This window comes from Halomicrobium sp. IBSBa (assembly GCF_017612575.1).
In the GTDB taxonomy this organism is placed as follows: domain Archaea; phylum Halobacteriota; class Halobacteria; order Halobacteriales; family Haloarculaceae; genus Halomicrobium.
In genome coordinates this window covers 979245-995179 of sequence record NZ_JADPQC010000001.1, presented here as the reverse complement: position 1 = coordinate 995179, position 15935 = coordinate 979245, and the positions used below count along the sequence as shown (strand labels likewise).

The window sequence follows — 15935 nt, the reverse complement described above, 5'->3', positions numbered from 1 at the left end:
CCTTTTGCCGGTCGCACGACAACCCCGGTCGTGCGCAGATTCGACGCCGACTACCTCGAACGCACGCGCCGGGGGATGTGGGGCGACTCCCGCGAGGCGCTCGCCGATCTCGAACTCGACACCGCCCAGCGAGTGCTCGACGTCGGCTGTGGCAGCGGCGAACTCACCGCGGTGCTCCGCGAGGAGTCGCCCGGCGACGTGATCGGCGTTGACGCCGACGAGGCGTTGCTGTCGACTGTCCCCCGACCGGTCGTTCGCGGCGACGCCACGCGACTGCCCTTCGCGGACGACGCCGTCGACCTCGTGGTGTGTCAGGCGCTCCTGATCAACCTCCCGGAGCCCGCGGCGGCACTCGCGGAGTTCGCCAGAGTCGCCAGCGACCGCGTCGCCGTCATCGAACCGGACAACAGCGCCGTCAGCGTCGAGTCGACCGTCGACGCCGAACCGACGCTGGCCCGACGGGCGCGCCGGCTCTACCTCGACGGCGTCGACACCGACGTGGCGCTGGGAGCGCGCGCGGCGGATCTCTTTCCCGACGCCGGGCTGGACGTGGTCTCGACGCGGCGGTACGATCAGCGACTCACCGTCACGCCGCCGTACTCGGAGGCCGCACTCACCGCGGCACAGCGCAAGGCGACCGGCGCGGGGCTGGCCGACCGGGCCGACGTGCTGGCCGCGTCGGTCCCCGACGACGAGTTCGACCGGCTCCGGGAAGCCTGGCGGTCGATGGGCCGGGACGTGATCGATCAGATGGGTGCCGGCGAGTACGAGCGAACCGAGACGGTCCCCTTCTTCGTCACCGTCGGTCGGACCGGGGAGTGACGCGGTCGGCGATCCGGAGCAAGACCACGTCGAGCAGTCCCGCCGCGACGCCGACGACGGCTCCCACGATGGCGGCGATCGGCGTCCCGACGGCCGCCAGCAGGACGACCGTCTGTAGCCCGAACGAGCCGACGACTGCCGCCGGGACGCCGAGCCCGACGACGATCCCGACCAGGAAGACGACGCCAGCGAGAGCCCCGCAGCTCCCGGCCCACAGCGTCAGCCGAACCGCCGAGTCACTGGACGGGTCGACGTGGGCCAGCACCCAGTGGGTCGTCACGCCGACGACCAGCCAGAGGGCGAGAAACGCCACGACGCCGACCGCCGTGTTCAGCGAGGGCAACACGTCCGAGAGCCCGCCGCTGGCGTAGGCGGGGACCAGTACGGCGAGGACGAACCCCACCGTGTTCGTGGTCGCGAGCGTCCACGCGGTGAGCGTCGTCGTCGGTCGTCCGACCGTCTCGCGCGTGGTCCGGGACGCGGCCGCGGTCTCAGCCATGGGCCAGCACCTCCGCCAGGACGACGAGTCCGAGCAGTGTCGCCGTCGTCAGCCCGTACGCCCGCCGACTCCAGGCGGCGAGTGGCGTCGAGCGGTCGGTCCGGGTGACGGCCAGCGTTCTGACGGCCGAGCCGAGGACGAACAGCGCGACGATCACGAGCTTCGCGAGCAGCGTCTGCCCCCAGCGAGTGCCGGGGTCGGGCGCACCGAGCGCGCCGAGGTTGCCGATCCCCGTGAGGACCAGTCCGCCCAGCGCGGCCCAGAAGAGCCACTCGTAGCGTCTCGCCAGCACGTGGAGGTCGTCGACGCGCCGCCGGGCCGCGGCCCAGAGCCCGGCCGCGCCGCCGACCAGCAGCGCCATCGCGAGGACGTGGACGGTTCGGATCGCGAGGTGGAGGGACTGACTCATCGTCGGCGATTCACGGCCCGGCGCAAAATAGCTACGGCGTCGAGGTCACTCGCAGCCAGCGCGCGTCCGGCTACGGTCGCAAGCACGCGTCCGTGGCTCCAGTTCCGGTCTCAGACCACGTCGCCCCGGACCGTCGTTCCGCTCTGTCGCTCCCGGTACTCTCGGACGGCGTCGGCGGCCTCGCCGGCTTCCGTCGCGTCCATACCCAGCGTTTCGAGTGCGCCAGACAGCGTGGGAAACGCGAGTTCGCTCTCCCGGAGCTTGCGGACGGCCGAGTCGCTGCGCTGGCCCTCGGCCCACAGACAGACTCCGCGGGGATCCAGCAGTTGTTCGTAGTTTCCGCGTGCGCGGGCTCCCTTCAGGCGCTGGGTGACGTTGTCCTCGAAGGAGGCGTTGCACACTTCGAGGTGGATCGGTTCGGACTCTTCTAACAGGTGCGCGGCCAGACACTGCTCGGGGGCGGCGTGGCCCGAGGCGTTCGCACGGACGTACTCGGGGTACTCGTCGGCCCACGCCGCCCGGACGGTCTTGCCGACGCCCTCGACGCCCAGTCGCTCGCGAAACTCCGGCTCTCGGTCTGCGTCGTCGCGCAGCAGGATGTCTTTCGTCAGATACACGTCGAGTCGGTCGATCGGATCGAGTCCGAGTGCCACGTCGCCGTACACCCAGACCTCCCGTACCGGTACCGGCATGGTCTGCTCGGCGACGGCGTCGACGATTTCGACGGCTCGATCGATCGCCGCCTCGCGCGCGAGTTCGCTCATCGCCCGACCCTACCGGTCACAGGAAAATATGTCTGCCGTCGTGGCCCCACTCTTTATGTGTTCCGTGGCGAAACTGCCGACAATGCGACTTCGGCGACGCTTCCTCGTCGCGTTCCTGGTGTTGACGGTGGTGCTCTCGGTGCTCTCGCTGGCCGGCTTCACGCTGTATCGCGATGCGACGATCGCACAGGAGGAGGCCGCTCTCGAAGGAGTCAGCGAGACGATGGCCTCCCAGCTCGACGTACTGCTCACCGAGAAGGGCCAGACGGTCGGCCTGTGGACCGAGACGCCGGCGCTGGCCGACCACCACTCACAGCGACAGGCCGAGTCGGTCCGTTCGTTCGTCCTGTCGACCTCCTTTAGCGGCGCGTCCGTCATCGCCGCCAACGGGACGATGACGGCACTGTACTCCGAGGGAACCGCGCCGGCTCAGTCGCGCGCGCTCGTCGGCCAGCAGTTCGGCGATCGGGAGTACTTCCAGCGGGCGATGGCCGGCGAGACGTACGTCAGCCAACCGGTCTCCGCGGCGAGTGGCAACCGGATCGTCACGATCAGTGCCCCGATCCACTCCGGTGGGTCGATCGTCGGGACGTTCAACGCGGCGTTTCACGTTCGTCGGGGTGACTTCCTCGCGCCGATCCGCCAGGAGCAAAGCACCGCGGGCGGTGTCCTCGTCGCGGCCAACGGCACGACGCTGTACCAGCAGGGCCCCCAGCCAAGCGACGATGGGGCGGTCGCCGTCGCCAACGCGACCGTCGACCGGACCGGCTGGACGGTGTCGACGACACGGACCGAGAGCGCCGTTCGGTCGGAACTCCGGTCGATCACGCTGCTGGGCCTCGGGACGCTTGGGCTCGTCCTCGCGTCGCTGTCGGTGTTCGGGTGGTGGCTCTATCGCGAGTACGTCGCCAACTTCGAGCGTCTCCAGGGCGGGCTGAACGCGCTGGTGGCCGGCGAGTACGGCACGACGGTCTCCCTGTCGGGGCCGACCGAGTGGACCAACGTCGCCGAACACTTCAACGAGCTCAGCGAGACGCTGGCTCGCCGCCGCGTCGAGGTGACCGTCCTCAACCGCGTGCTCCGACACAACCTCCGGAACGCGATGACGGTCGTCTCCGGGACGGCCGCTCGTATCGAAGAGTCCGCACAAGAGGAGCGCCTGATCGAGGACGCGAGCCTCATCAAACGCCGCGGCGAGTCGCTGCTGAAGCTCGCAGATCACGCACGGATCGTCGAGACGTCGCTCCGGACGGACCGCTCGGAGTCCCCGCCCAGACCGATCGGACCGCTGGTCGAGGAGACGGTCGCAGACCTCCGGGCCGAGTACCCCGACGCGACCGTCGCGACGGAGTGGTCGTCCGAGAGCGCCCTCGTCCCCGACGGCGACCTCGTCAGCGTCGTCGTCGACGAACTGATCCGCAACGCGATCATCCACGGCTGCGCGGAGCCGACGGTGTCGATCGACGTGACCACGACGCCCGAGACGGTCTCGATCACGGTCGACGACGACGGCCCCGGATTGCCCGACGTGGAGCGACGACTGCTCACCGAGTCGTTCGTCGAGACGCCGACGGAACACGGCTCCGGTCTGGGGCTGTGGGTCGTCAAGTGGGTCGTCGAGTGGCTCGACGGCTCGATCGACGTCGCCCTCGACGACGGGACGACCGTCACGATCACGCTCCCACAGGTCCACGAGGAGTGACGCGTGTGGCCACACCTCATTCGACGGTAAGCGTCTTGTCGGTCCCACTGGAACGGCCCGTATGACCGCCATTCGGGAGTCGTTTCTCGACCTGGCCGAGTGGGCCGCTGACACCTCTCCGCTGTACGAACGTCTCTGTCGGATCGTCGCCGACTCTCCCGAACTGCTCGCCGTCGCCGAGGCCGTCCCCGCAGACCGTGCCGTCGCGAACGTCTTTCTCGCCGCTGTCCACTGTGTCGTCCGTCGCGGTGTCGATCATCCGCTCGCGGACTACTACCCGAACGTGACCGACGAGCCGCGACCGCCCGACGCGGACCTCGAATCGACGCTGGTCGACTTCTGCGAGGTCTACGCGGCGGACCTGCGTCCACTTCTCACAGACCGTCGAACGCAGACGAACGAGGTGCGCCGCTCCGCAGTCCTCTATCCCGCGTTCGCACACGTCACAGCACGGACGGCCGATCCGATCGCGCTCGTCGAGATCGGCCCGAGCGCGGGGCTGAACCTCTCGTGGGATCAGTACGGCTACGAGTTCCGTGAGACGGCGTCCGACGGCGACGTTCGCCGGGTCGCCCCCTCTGACGCGGCCGTGACGATTCGGTCGTCCGTGGACAACGGGTCGCCGCCACTGCCTACGACACCGCCCGCCGTCCACTCTCGCGTTGGCATCGACCTGAATCCGCTGGACGTGACCGACGACGCAGACGTCGAGTGGCTCGGGGCACTGACCTGGCCCGAACACGACCAGCGCCGGGCGGTCCTCGCCGACGCCGTCACGGTCGCTCGACGGGATCCGCCACGGCTGGTCGAGGGGAACGTGCTCGACGAACTCCCCGGGATTCTCGATGGAATCCCGGCGGACGTGCCAGTCGTCGTCTACAGCACGCTCGTTCTGTATCAGGTGCCAGACGACCTCAGAGCGGCGCTCCGGGACCTCATCGCCACGCGCGCCCAGGAGCGCCCGATTCACTGGCTCACTGGCAGCGGTGCCTTCGACGAGCCCGGTGACGGGCTCGATCTCCACTGGCACCGCTCGGTCGAGGGAACGTTCAGGTCGGACCGGCTGGCACGGTTTCACCCTCACGGGGCGTGGATCGAGTGGTACGCCGACGAGCCGTGAACGGGGGACAACGCCCTCGTCGTGGGGTCCAGCCGGGTTTTTGAGCGTGGCGGCCCTCGTCGGGCTATGGAGTTTCGCACCTTCGGGGAGGCGTCTGCCCCAGACTGTCTGTTCGTCCTCGGGTGGGGGAACCGCCCCGAACACGAACCGGTCCGCTGGCTGATCGATCGAATCGCCGCCGACGGCTGGCGAGTCCACACCGCGACCCTGCCGCCACACGTCACCGACGTGTCCGAGCAGTGGGTCCGACCGGTCGAGTCCTACGCCGCGGATCTCGACGAGCCGGCCGTACTGGCCCACAGTGCCGGCGGCCTCACCGTCGCCCACGCCGACCTCAACGCGGCGACGACGACGTACCTCAGTCCGTGGTGGGGCGACCCGCCGTCCCGACAGGGACCGATCGTCGGTCTCTTCGCCGCGATTCCCGGCAACGCCAAGCTCCTCCCCAGCGGGGTCAGCGACCGATCGCTCATCGGCGAGCACGCGACCGACGAGCAGTTGGCCGACGGTCCGGATCGCGTCTCGCCGGCCTTCCTCCGGGCGACGAAGCGAGCCCACGGAACGCTCCCCGAGATCGACGACGAGGCGGTGGTCTTCTGCTCGCTGACCGATCGCGTGGTCTCGACACGCGCGATCGGTGAGCGGATGCCCGCGGCCCGGACGGTGCTGTACGACGGCGGCCACGAACTGTTCTCGTCGCGCTCTCGCGACGAGCACGTGCCGACGCTGCTGTCGGCGCTCGATCGGGGTGCCGACGCGGTCGTCTGAGAACGAAACCCTGACCCTCCCACGTCCGCTACGGGCAGGCGATGGAGTGTGACAAGTGTGGCGCGCCGGCGGTGATGCACGCGGCCTACTCGGGGCTGCACATGTGCGAAGAGCACTTTTGCCGGACCGTCGAGAAGCGCGTGCGTCGCCGCATCCGCGAGGACGGACTGGTGCCTCGCGATGCCACGCCGGAGGACCCGGAGACGTGGGTGATCGGGCTCTCGGGAGGCAAAGACAGCGTCGTCCTCACCCAGATCGTACAGGACGTGTTCGCCGAGGACCCTCGGATCGAACTCGTCGCGCTGTCGATCCACGAGGGGATCGAGGGGTACCGCGACGAGAGCCTCGACGCCTCCGTGGCGCTGACCGACGAGCTCGGGATCCGGCACGAGGTCGTCAGCTACGACGAGGAGTTCGACGTTCGCATGGACGAGGTTGTCGAGGACGACCCCGAGGGGATGGCCGCCTGTGCCTACTGTGGCGTCTTTCGACGTGACTTGCTCTCGAAGTACGCCGACGAACTCGACGCCGACAAGCTGCTGACGGGTCACAACCTCGACGACGAGGCCGAGACTGCGCTGATGAACTTCCTCGAAGGCGACGTGACCCAGATCGCCCAGCACTTCGACTCGTCGCTGGGGCCGTTCGACGCCGACGGCGACGGACCCGCCGACCGGGAGCGTCCCGAGACCGACCAGCACATCCCGCGGGCCAAGCCACTCCGTGACATCCCCGAAAAGGAGGTCGCTCTGTACGCTCGCTTCGAGGAGCTACCGGCCCACATCACCGAGTGCCCCCACGCCGAGGAGGCCTATCGCGGCGAAATCCAGGACCTCATGCTCGGCCTCGAAGAGAACCACCCCGGCACGCGCCACTCGATCATGGCCGGCTACGAGAAGCTCGCCGCACTGGCCGCCGAGGCCTACCGCAGCGAGGACGACCGCGACGCCGACTTCGGCGAGTGCGAGCGGTGCGGGGCTCCGACGGGTCGAGACCGCTGTCGCAAGTGCAATCTGCTCGACGCACTCGAAGCTGTCTGATCGCTCTCTCGAAGAGCCGACACTGGCTTCTTTGTCGTTCGAGTCTCTACCCTGTACGAAATGGGCGGTCCACGACTCTCTGGGCTCGGTGATCGAAGCGTCTCGCCGGTCGTCGGTGTCGTCCTGCTGGTCGCGATCGTCGTCCTGCTTGTCGCGGCGGCGGGGACGTTCGTGTTCGGTCTGGCCGACCAACAGACTCCCGCGCCGACGGCGAAACTCTCGCTCGAACCGATCGCGGACAGCGAACAGTACGCCCTCGTTCACCACTCGGGCGACCGGATCGACGGCACCCGTGTCACCGTCCGTGGCGTCGACGACCCCGACACACTGGCCGGCGAGGAGTTGGTCGCTGGGACCGAGGTTCCGCTGTTGCCCAGACGAGAGACGATCCGTCTCGTCTGGCAGGACGGCTCGGACGACCCCTCGTCGTACATCCTCGCCGAGTTCGACCTCGATCCTGGAGCCGTCGTCGAAGGGCTGGGCGACGGCACGGTCTTTACCGGCAGTACTGCCGGCGTCCGTGCCGTCGAGGGTGACGGCGGCAGTGTGAGGACGATTCCGAACACGGACACCGTCGAAGCGATCGGCGCGATCGGGCCCGACGTGTCCGGTGACGGTACCGAAGACATCCCATACGTCGACGGCAGCGAGACGGTGGGAGTCGTCGACGCCGAGGGTGAAGTGACGGAACTCGCCTCCAGCAGCGACATCGGCGGCTCCATCGAGACCAGCAAGACGCGGCTGGCCACGGGTCGCTGGGATGGACAGCCGCGGTCGGTCTTCTTCGTCGATCAGAACCACGACGAACTGTACCGGGTTGCACCCGGTAGCAATCCGCAGATCGTCGCCACTCCGCCAAACGGCGCGCAGGCCGTCACCGGGATCGGCGACATCGACGGCGACGGCAGCGACGAACTGGTCTTTGCAGACGCCAGTCAGCACTTGCGATACCTCGAATCAGACGGGAGTATCACGAAAATAGACGACGCCGGCTCCGGATCGAACAACGGCATCGGTGCCGGCTCACTGGCCGACCTCGACGGCGACGGCACGCCAGCAGTGGTACTGGTCGACGGGAGCAACGAAATCCTGATCAACCGCAAAGCGAGCGGTGGCGGGACCGAACGCCTCACTGGCGTGAGTGCGACGAAAGCGCCACTGACGACGGCAGATGTCGACGGCGACGGCGCGACGGAGATCGTCTACGTCGGGACGACCAACGGGAAGCTCAGATTCGTCGACGACCCGCTGGGAACTCCTTCGGTCGAGGTGCTCTCAGACGAGAACGGCAACGATGTCGACGGCTCAGACGAGACTGGGGCCACGTGACTCATACTGCCGGCTGTCACTTCGTGACGATCTTCGCCACCCCAGGGTGGCGAAATCGGTCACAGATGTACAGCCGGTAGTATCACTCCTCTGGCGATTCCGGCTCGTCTGGCGTGCCCAGTGCGACCGAGAACGCGTCGTGGTCGTCGAGGCCGTCGGCGAGTTCGTCCAGCCGTGTCCGCATCGTCGACAGCCGCTCTTTCAGCTCCGACACCGTCTCCGGCTCTCGTTCGTGTCCGCTGGCCGTGGCGGCGTACTCGCTGGCGACCGCGTAGTAGCGCCCGAGGAGCTGGTCGTACTCGACGCGGCGCTGGAGGCGCTCGACCGTCGCGCGAAGCGTCTCCGGCGAGATCGGTTTGGTGACACACTCGACGGCTCTGTCGGTGCCGTCGACCGACTCGTCGACGAGCGCCGCCAGCTCGAACGGGCGCTCGTCGCGCTGGGGGCGTGGAATCGCCTGTTCGATACCGTCTCTGGCGTCGACGAGGACGACCGACACCGCCTCGTCGAGGCTGTCTACGGCGGTCTCTGCGTCGATCGCCGTCCTGACGGGCCACTCCTCGCGCAGCACCGCCGTCACCCGCTGGCGACAGTCGTCGTCGTCGATACAGACCAGGACGACGTTGTCGGTCACCGAGATGTCGAACGTCGCATTGCTCATCGTCTCCCCCGCGTCGTTCGAGCACGGCGTACGCGCTGCACGATCAGTTGCCTCCGGTGGTGCCCGCGTCCGAGCCGACCTCGATCGCGGCGTCGAACAGCGTCGAGTACAGCGTCATCGTCTCTTCGTCGTGGACCGTCCGGTCGATGTAGTAGTAGCCGGTCGCACCGCCGGCTCTGACGCGCGAGCCGAGCACGTGCAGGAAATCGAAGGCAGTTTCGCGCCCCATACACTCCTGGAGGTCGGTGATCGAGTCGAAACAGACCGCGGTGTCGGTCTCTCGGTGGATCTTCGTCGCGATCCGCTCGCCGAGCTCCCGGATGGGCTCGGAGCTGTCGAGATACTCGACGGTCGTGTCGTCGGCCGTCGGTACCTGCTGGACCGCGGCCGAGCGGGTCACGCCGTCGAGCCCCAGCATCGACAGCGACGGTGCCGGCCCGAGCAGCTCTCGCCAGCGCGACGCCTTCTCCTCTGGCCCCTCACTGATCGTCACCCCGACGACGTGCTCCGGTGGCTCGTCGGCCGTCAGGACGTCACAGCAGAGTCGGTCTGCGGTGTCCCCGACGCCCGGCGCGACCAGCAACACGTTCGTCGCGTCCGCGACGGCCGGTCCGAGATCGAAGCTCTCGGTCACAGCACCGCCCTCCTCACTACGATCACGGTGTGGGTTCTGTTGTTCACTACCGTACTGATGGCTCTACACCGACAAATATCTTCACTCGTCTTAGATCCCCAATACGACCCGCGTTCCCCTGGTCCTCATTCGACAGACCGCGCCGGTTCCCGAATTTACGAGAGATAATTAAACGAATAATTTATTACTATTCTTTAGATAAATATATTTCGCCATGGTCCCTGTCCACAAGTGGCTATGAGCCAAACACAGTCTGTCAAGGACACGCTCGCATCGCACCCGAAACTCATCGGCATGATGTTTACTGTGCTACTGCTGCTGACGCAAGCCGGCGCTGCCGCTGGCGCTGGCGGTGCTACGTTTGCTGGACCTTAATCGCATTACAGTGTAAATTCAGAACTCCAGTAGAGACTGTCTCCAGAAACTACCGGAAACAGTTGCATTTCGAGGAACTCTCCCAGATCGGACTCGTTGACCTCAAAAGAGTCAATTCTTCCTGAATTGAGGTAGTGTGTAGTCGAACTCGTGATGTATGGTCTGAAGATTGACCCCAGTGCATAATGTTTTGTTGGATACACATCAACAGAAACGTCAAACTTACCTGAACATAGACGTTCAATATCTACTGAATACGGTGCTCCTGATTCACTCTCGACCAGCGTCTCGTTGCCGTCGCCGACGACCATGTAGCGCTGAGCCAGTCGGTTCCGCTTCTTGAGCAGGCCGAGCATCGACAGCAGCGAGAACCCCTGATTGAGCAATCGAGCGACGGTCCGGCCGATCTCCGTCGCGGTCTTGTTCAGCACGTCGGTCAGGGTGACGATGCCGCCGATCGCACCGCCGTCGATGAGCGCGCGGCCCTGGCTGTAGGACTGGCAGGCGTTGAGCAGGAACGCGTTGACGCCGACCGACTCCAGCGTTTCGGCGTCGAGGTGGCCGTCGGTACACCGGATTCCGTCGGGGTCGACGTGACCGATGTAGTGAAAGAAGTCGGCGTCCGTCGTCAGCAGCGTCGCCAGTTCGTCGGTCGTGACCTGCTCGCGCGTGGTGATGTCGAACTCGATCCACTCGCGGGTCCCGTAGATGTCGCCGACGACGTTCTCGTCGCTCATCTGGGGGTCGTTGCAGACGACGAGGATGCGAGTCCGCTCGCCGGAGCTGGCGTCGAACTCCAGTCGTCGGTCGTACTCCTCGACGCTCATCTTGCTCGCGCCCAGCGGGATGCCGTCGCCGACGTAGGTCTGTTCGATGCTGTCCGCTGGCTCGGGCGTGAACACCGTCTGGTCGAGTCCGCGCGTCGCCGTCTCGCTTCGGGTCGCCGTCGATCTAACGAACGCTTCGCCGCCACGGTCCGACGTATCGAAGAAGGAGGTCACCTTCGGCGAGAGATCCGCCTCCGTGCCGTCTGTGATCGTAGGATCGTCGGGACAGCGAACGATCGCGAGCTCGTCGGCGAGGAAGGGCAACACCGGGAGTGCCGAGGACTCCGGAACCACGTCGGCGGTCAGCTTCCACGTCGGGACGGCCTCCGCGATCGCCTCGTAGGGCACCTGTAGGTACTGGCGGACCTGTTCGGCGAGTGGCTGGTCGTACAGCGCCGGGAAGTCCAGGTCGACGGCCGCTTCGACGCGATCCCGCTCGTACAGCGGCACGTCGTACATCCCCTCCGTCCGGGTGACGCAGTCGAGCAGGAACACCTGCTTGAGCACGCGAGCGACGGTCGTCTCGAAGCCCTCACCGCCGTCCAGAGGCCGAGACCAGCCGGCGGCGTGGAGCGTCGGCCGTGATCCGATCTCGACGGTCGCACCGAGATAGTAGGCCAGGGACGTGACCGGCAAGAGTGCATCCAGTCGCGGCGGAACCTCGATGGTCACTCCCGTCTCCGGCGCGGACAGCGCCGTCGGGACCGACAGCTCCGAGCCGCGTTCGATCAGCGGCGGGTGTCCGCGGAGTGTCGGGAACGACCGCTCACAGCTCGTCGTCTTCAGTGCCGAACCCAGCTGTGACAGCGCGGTCGCCAGCGCTTCGGGGTCGTCGGTCGTCGTGATCGTCGCCGCCGGCTGCTCGTGGAGCGACCGAACGCCAACCCGGAGTTCGCTGGCACCCGGAAACGAGAGCCGCACCTGATCGGTTCCGGGTTCGAAGACGACCTCTCCCTCGACGTAGAGGTACAGCTTCATCTTGGCCGAAGAGAGTTCGACGTAGTACTCGCCGGGTCCGACGGCGGTCCGCTCGCTGCTGGTACATTCGGCGACGATCGAGAGCTCGTCGTCACGAACGAGCGCGTCGACCTGGTAGGGCGTCTCCAGCGTTGTGGCCGTAATCACGGCGGCCGTATCGACGGGCGGCGCGAACGTCGACGGGTCGATCGAGGTCGGCGTCACTGGCCGTTGCGTGAGCAGCGTAAACTGCGCCCCCTCGATCGGATCGGCGAGTCGCAACCCGTAGGGTGCTTCGACCGCTGTCATCGACGGCGTCGTATCGGTAATCATAGGATTCGGGACGGTGGTCGGCGGACGACCGGTGTTCTACACGTCACGAACGGCCTGCAGGACAAAAGTACTATTTACTACTCGCTGATATCTGTCGTTCGACTGTCGCCGGCACTCGTGTGTCATCACCTGTCTCTGGACGGTGTCGCGGTCAAAAAAGTTAGTCGACAGTCCGAGCCGGGTACCGCGTCGCCGGGTCAGATGACGTCGATTCCGTTGTTCTTCTCTTTGGTGTCTCGGCCGCCGTCGGTGTGTCCGTAGCTCTGGCCGCCCTGATCGTCGAACTCCTCGACGTTCTGGCTGGCGTCGAAGCTGGTGTCGTCACCGACTTCCTGGATCGCTTCGCGGGACTTGTCGGCCTGCTTCTGGGTGGACGGGCCGAGCACCTGCGCCGACTGGACGCCGGTCATGATCGCCATCACGCGAACCTTGCCCTTGTACTCCTCCTGGATGCGCGCGCCCCAGATGACGTTGGCGCTGGCTTCGAGCCGTTCGGTGATGTTCTGTGCGATCCCTTCGGCCTCCTTCAGCGTGAGGTCGGGGCCGCCAGTGATGTGGACCAGTCCGCCGCTCGCGCCGCGGTAGTCGACGTCCAGCAGCGGGTGGTTCATCGCGTCTTTGACGACCTCTTCGGTCTTGTTCTTGTCCTGGGTCTCGCCGACCAGCATGACCGCGACGCCGCCCTGGTTCATGATCGAGGTCATGTCGGCGTAGTCGAGGTTGATCAGCGACGGCTGCGTGATGGTCTCGCTGATCCCCTTGACCGTCTCGGCGATGATCTGGTCCATCACCGAGAACGCCTTGCCGATTGGGAGGTTCGGGACGTAATCGAGCAGGCGGTTGTTGTCCAGCACGATGATCGAGTCGGCCTCGTTGCGCAGTCGTTCGAGGCCTTCTTCGGCCTTGACCGTGCGGGCGCGCTCGACGTTGAACGGCGTCGACACCATGCCGACGACGATCGCGCCCTGTTCTTTGGCGATCTTGGAGACGACCGGTGCTGCACCGGTACCCGTCCCGCCACCCATGCCGGCGGTGACGAACACCAGGTCGGCATCTCCCAGCACTTCCTTGATCGTGCCCTGGGCCATCTCGGTCGCGCGTTCGCCCATCGACGGATCGCCGCCCGCACCGAGTCCGTTGGTCAGCGACTTGCCGACGAGGATCTTCGTGTCGGCCTCGATCATCTTGAGGTGCTGCTTGTCGGTGTTGATCGCCACCGTGTCAGCACCCTCGACGCCGATGTTGTACAGACGGTTGACCGTGTTGTTACCGGCTCCGCCACAGCCGACGATGACGATCCGGGGGTCACCGAAACCGTCCACGTCCGCGTCGGACAGTTGCTGCTGTTCCGCTTCGTCGCGCTCGAGGGCTTCCTTGACGATGTCCTGCATCGTTAGGCCCTCACGTAGGTGCGACGCTCGCGTTTCTCGGATGGTCGCTCTTTCCCGCCCTCCTGCTCGGCGAGCATCTCGCGCACAGCGGACCTGATGGCCTCGCTGCGGTTGGGGTACTCCCCGGTTTCGACCATTCGTTCGACCTCTTCGATCTGCTGCTTCGGAATCCGTAGTGTCACACGCTCCATAGTTATCTCGTTCCCCGGTAAGACGGCAGGCGTTTACACGCCGACCGCACGTTTTACACCGCGCAATCGCCGGACGACGGCGGGACATCCACCGTGTGGCGCGCCGTGTAAGACGACCGTCTTACGCAGAACATACCACAGAGTGTAGTATAATAAAGGTTGTGGCGGGTGTATGACAACCACGCGTTTACGACAATAAGGTGGCTGTACCACCAGTTTTCGACACTTTAGCTGTTGTCGAGCACGTCCGCTGCTGGGGTTCGACGCCCACAACTCGGGCAGAAACCCCAGTCCGACCGGAGCTCGTCACCGCAGTCACAGAACACGCGGTGGGCCGCCTTCTCACCACAGTTCGGGCAGTAAACGTGGTCGCTCGTGACGTTTTCGCCACACTGGCCACACGTCTTACGTCCGCCCGCGGGTGCGCCGTCGTCCTCACGACCGGGTGTCTTACGATCGGTGCTGGCGTGTGACGACTCGCGCCGACCGTCGTGTGACACCTCCGACTGATCGTCCGACACCGCCTCTCGGCTGGCGTTTTCGCCCTCCAGCGTGATGTTTACGTTCACGTCCTGGGGACGCTGTGGCTGGAGTCGGCCGCTCAGGCGCTTCTCGATGATCGCGTCCACGCGGTCGACGATCAGATCGTCGATGCTGTCGTCGGCGTCGTCGGACCCGTCGACGGCCCCCGGCGATTCGTCTGGCGCTTCCAGATACTCCCGGAGCGCTTCGCGCATGACCTCGCTCTTGGAGGCGTCGAACTCCTCGAGCTGATCGATGAGGTCGTCGTCGGCGCGAAACGTGATCTTACTCATTCGACTCGTCATACACATTATCGCCGGGGTATTTTAATCTTCCCGCGGCGTCTGACGCCCGTCTGCCACCGTTTTGGGTCTTCCTTCGGTCCGCCCCACCACGCGGGCGTCGCCGGCAGTGTCTGACGGACCGGTGTGGCTGTGAGACCCTCCCGCCCTCGTACAGAATGATAACCGTTAAGTCTGCCACCGGCGCTACGTTCGAGTGCAACCGCCCTTAGCTCAGACTGGTAGAGCAGTCGACTGTAGATCGACTTGCCCCCCGTTCAAATCGGGGAGGGCGGATTTTTCCTGCGAACGACAGTGAGCAGTGACAGCTGATTTGGTTTCTTCGTACCTGCCCGACTCGGCGCTGGTCGTCTCACCGCCGACGGCTCCGCGCTCGGCGGCGTGCATCCCCGATATCAATTTATTTGTAGGTGTCTTGCGGCTTGGTTGATATGGCGACGATCAAATCATTCGTCGAATCGTTCGGCGTACTGCGCCGGAACCCGATCGTGTTTGCGATCGGGGCGCTGTACGCGGTGATCGTACTCCCCCAGACTGCTCTCTCGACGTTCGGAATCCCGTTCGTTCCGGCGCTCTTTCAGTTGGTGACGTTCTTCATCACGCCCTTCGTCATTGCTGGCCTGCTGGCGATGACCTACGAGGGGCGGGTCAGAGACACGTCCTTCGAGACGTTCAAGACGGTCGGGAAAGACCGGTACGTGCCCGTATTGGTCGGGAACCTGATCCAGGCTGTGTTCACGATCGCCTACGGGTTCATCGCTGGCATCGTCGCGCTGTTCGTCATCGGCTTCGGTGCGATGGCCATGACGAACGGCAGCGCTGGCGCGACGAGTGACTCGATGCTGGGCGGGATCGGCATCGTCTCGATCCTCCTGGTGGCCGTTCTCGTGCTCGTGTTCCTGCTGGTGATGTTCTTCATCCAGTTCTACGCCACTGCGGTCGTGGTCGACGACGTCGGCGTCGTCGACGGCTTCCGCAACAGTATCAGCGTCGTCATCGACAACCTCGTTCAGTCGCTCGGCTTCAGCGTCATCAACCTCGTGATCGGTCTGCTGGTGTCCGTGCCGACGATCGCGCTGTTCTTGTTGCCACTGCTGGGTGGCGGACTCGATAGTGGAGCGGCGGCCGGTGGGGCCATGGGACCGACCAGTTTGACCGGCACGGCACTGGCGTCCCGAGTCGGCATCATCCTCTACTCGTTCGTCGTTGCGGTCGTCCTGACGCCGTTCCGATCCGCGTTCTCCGTCGCGTTCTACGACAACCACACCGAGGGGTAAGCCCGAGCGCCT

The 15935-nt window shown here is 65.8% G+C and carries 16 protein-coding genes and 1 tRNA gene; 8 read left to right on the top strand and 9 right to left on the bottom strand.

The genetic code is table 11. From position 1 onward, the window contains the following. Positions 1 to 30 precede the first annotated feature (30 nt). Complete coding sequence (locus IL252_RS05065) at positions 31 to 822, top strand: class I SAM-dependent methyltransferase (protein ID WP_369334719.1); 792 nt, start codon at positions 31 to 33, stop codon at positions 820 to 822. Here IL252_RS05065 and IL252_RS05060 read toward each other — a convergent pair. The 3 genes from IL252_RS05060 to IL252_RS05050 form a co-directional block, all read right to left on the bottom strand. Next, positions 797 to 1321 carry a hypothetical protein gene (locus IL252_RS05060; RefSeq protein ID WP_208627119.1) on the bottom strand — a complete coding sequence of 175 codons (525 nt, stop codon included), beginning with the start codon at positions 1319 to 1321 and terminating at the stop codon, positions 797 to 799. The genes IL252_RS05065 and IL252_RS05060 overlap by 26 nt on opposite strands. Continuing rightward, entirely contained in the window at positions 1314 to 1730 is a 417-nt protein-coding gene (locus tag IL252_RS05055; RefSeq protein WP_208627118.1) for a CopD family protein, read from the bottom strand. Before IL252_RS05055 ends, IL252_RS05060 begins: the two co-directional genes overlap by 8 nt. Positions 1731 to 1840: 110 nt before the next feature. Beyond that, the gene (locus IL252_RS05050; RefSeq protein ID WP_170092500.1) at positions 1841 to 2494 is read right to left on the bottom strand and encodes a hypothetical protein; all 654 of its coding nucleotides are present in this window, start codon (positions 2492 to 2494) and stop codon (positions 1841 to 1843) included. Between the two features lie 82 nt (positions 2495 to 2576). On the opposite strand from IL252_RS05050, the gene IL252_RS05045 reads away from it, so the two are divergent. The 5 genes from IL252_RS05045 (at position 2577) to IL252_RS05025 (ending at position 8453) form a co-directional block, all read left to right on the top strand. Next, a complete protein-coding gene (locus IL252_RS05045; RefSeq protein ID WP_208627117.1) occupies positions 2577 to 4196 on the top strand; it encodes a sensor histidine kinase in 1620 nt (539 codons plus the stop codon). Positions 4197 to 4257: 61 nt separating this feature from the next. Further along, positions 4258 to 5316 carry a DUF2332 domain-containing protein gene (locus IL252_RS05040; protein WP_208627116.1) on the top strand — a complete coding sequence of 353 codons (1059 nt, stop codon included), beginning with the start codon at positions 4258 to 4260 and terminating at the stop codon, positions 5314 to 5316. A gap of 66 nt (positions 5317 to 5382) precedes the next feature. Beyond that, a complete protein-coding gene (locus IL252_RS05035; RefSeq protein WP_208627115.1) occupies positions 5383 to 6084 on the top strand; it encodes an alpha/beta fold hydrolase in 702 nt (233 codons plus the stop codon). Positions 6085 to 6125: 41 nt separating this feature from the next. Next, complete coding sequence (locus tag IL252_RS05030; RefSeq protein WP_208627114.1) at positions 6126 to 7124, top strand: TIGR00269 family protein; 999 nt, start codon at positions 6126 to 6128, stop codon at positions 7122 to 7124. A gap of 60 nt (positions 7125 to 7184) precedes the next feature. Further along, positions 7185 to 8453, top strand: coding sequence for a VCBS repeat-containing protein (locus IL252_RS05025; RefSeq protein WP_208627113.1), 1269 nt, complete (start codon positions 7185 to 7187; stop codon positions 8451 to 8453). Between the two features lie 82 nt (positions 8454 to 8535). Here IL252_RS05025 and IL252_RS05020 read toward each other — a convergent pair whose 3' ends face one another. The 6 genes from IL252_RS05020 to IL252_RS04995 all read right to left on the bottom strand — a co-directional run bounded on the left by IL252_RS05020 (position 8536) and on the right by IL252_RS04995 (position 14637). Beyond that, positions 8536 to 9114, bottom strand: coding sequence for a HalX domain-containing protein (locus tag IL252_RS05020; protein ID WP_208627112.1), 579 nt, complete (start codon positions 9112 to 9114; stop codon positions 8536 to 8538). Between the two features lie 43 nt (positions 9115 to 9157). Further along, entirely contained in the window at positions 9158 to 9748 is a 591-nt protein-coding gene (locus tag IL252_RS05015) for a hypothetical protein (protein ID WP_208627111.1), read from the bottom strand. 380 nt (positions 9749 to 10128) lie between these two features. Further along, complete coding sequence (locus tag IL252_RS05010) at positions 10129 to 12216, bottom strand: hypothetical protein (protein WP_244256803.1); 2088 nt, start codon at positions 12214 to 12216, stop codon at positions 10129 to 10131. 221 nt (positions 12217 to 12437) lie between these two features. After that, on the bottom strand, positions 12438 to 13631 hold the full coding sequence (ftsZ, locus tag IL252_RS05005) for a cell division protein FtsZ (RefSeq protein WP_153554343.1): 1194 nt from the start codon (positions 13629 to 13631) through the stop codon (positions 12438 to 12440). A gap of 2 nt (positions 13632 to 13633) precedes the next feature. Then, entirely contained in the window at positions 13634 to 13822 is a 189-nt protein-coding gene (locus tag IL252_RS05000; RefSeq protein WP_012807698.1) for a ribbon-helix-helix domain-containing protein, read from the bottom strand. A 227-nt stretch (positions 13823 to 14049) separates the two neighbouring features. After that, positions 14050 to 14637 (bottom strand): zinc ribbon domain-containing protein, encoded by a 588-nt coding sequence (locus IL252_RS04995; RefSeq protein WP_208627109.1) that lies wholly within the window; start codon positions 14635 to 14637, stop codon positions 14050 to 14052. Between the two features lie 211 nt (positions 14638 to 14848). Here IL252_RS04995 and IL252_RS04990 point away from each other — a divergent pair. Together IL252_RS04990 and IL252_RS04985 are read left to right on the top strand one after the other, a co-directional pair. Beyond that, positions 14849 to 14922, top strand: a tRNA-Tyr gene (locus IL252_RS04990). 155 nt (positions 14923 to 15077) lie between these two features. After that, a complete protein-coding gene (locus IL252_RS04985; RefSeq protein ID WP_208627108.1) occupies positions 15078 to 15923 on the top strand; it encodes a hypothetical protein in 846 nt (281 codons plus the stop codon). The last annotated feature ends 12 nt before the right edge of the window (positions 15924 to 15935 follow it).